Here is a 1,155-nt window from a genome sequence, read left to right on the forward strand (position 1 = left end):
CCCGCAGGCGACGCACCGGAATACCGCTTGGCTCTCGCGGTTCCCGGGCGCTACCTGCCCGCAGGCCGAGCAACGCTGACTCGTCAAGGCGGCCGGGACCTTCTCGACCCGACCAGGGGCCTTCTGTTCCAACCGTTGAACGAGCAGGCCCCAGCCGGCACCGAGGATCGCCCGGTTGAGTCCGGCTTTCTGTCGCACGTTCTTCCCGGGTTTTTCGACTGTGCCGCGGGCCGATCGGGTCATGTTCCTGATGCGCAGGTCCTCGACGCGGATCACGTCGAACCGTCGCGCGAGGTCGGTGCTGGTCTTCTCGACCCAGTCTTTCCGCCGGTCGGCGTCCCGTGTTGTCAGCCGGGCGATCCGCGTGCGGAGCCGTGCCCGCCGGTTACTGCCCCGTTTCGCCCTGGCGAGCCGGCGTCGCAGCCGCGGCAGCCGGACAGCCTCAGCGGGCCGCGGCCCGGGGCAGTGCAGCAACTCCCCGCTGCTCAGCGCAGCCGACACGGCCACACCACGGTCGACCCCCACCACCTCGCCGGTGCCAGGCGGGTCGACCGGTGCGGGTACGACGGCGAACGCGACATGCCAGCGGCCCGCACGATCCCGAGTAATCCGATACGACTTCGCGTCGGGAACGGCGCGGGATCGGCGGAACCGTACCCAGCCGACCTTCGGCACACGCAGCTCGGACCAGCGGCGGTTGACCTGCCGGACGTCACTGGCTTTCACGGCGACGATCCGGAACCCTTCGGACCGGCCGCGTTTCCGAAAGCCCGGTTTCCGATGGGAGCCGCGAAAAAAGTTGGCCATGGCGGTGGAGAAGTCCCGCAGCGCCTGCTGCTGAACGATGATACTGCCCGCCGCAAGCCAGTCGAATTCGCGGCGGGCTTCGGTCAACTGCCGGTTCTGTTCCGCATAGCTCGGTGCCGGCCCGCGGCGCGGATTCCACCACGCCCGCTGTTCCACGGCCAGGTTCCACACATAACGTGCATGCCCGCAATGCTCGCCCATCACGGCCGCCTGATCGGCGGTCGGATAAAGCCGGTAGCGGGACACGGCATCACTCTACCGAAAGGATCCGCGTATGTGTTCCAGCGTGAGGCGCCGTTTCCTCCCCGGCCTGAAGACCGGGGCATCCACGGCGCAAATCTGGTGACC

At 68.4% G+C, this 1,155-nt stretch carries 1 protein-coding gene; it reads right to left on the minus strand.

Translation table 11 applies throughout. The features are described 5' to 3' along the window. The coding region (locus MXD95_RS04045; protein WP_250639164.1) for an RNA-guided endonuclease InsQ/TnpB family protein at positions 1–1,053 on the minus strand (1,053 nt) is incomplete at its 3' end. Positions 1,054–1,155: the final 102 nt, after the last annotated feature.

The organism is Frankia sp. AiPa1 (assembly GCF_023243075.1).
Taxonomy (GTDB): Bacteria; Actinomycetota; Actinomycetes; order Frankiales; family Frankiaceae; genus Frankia.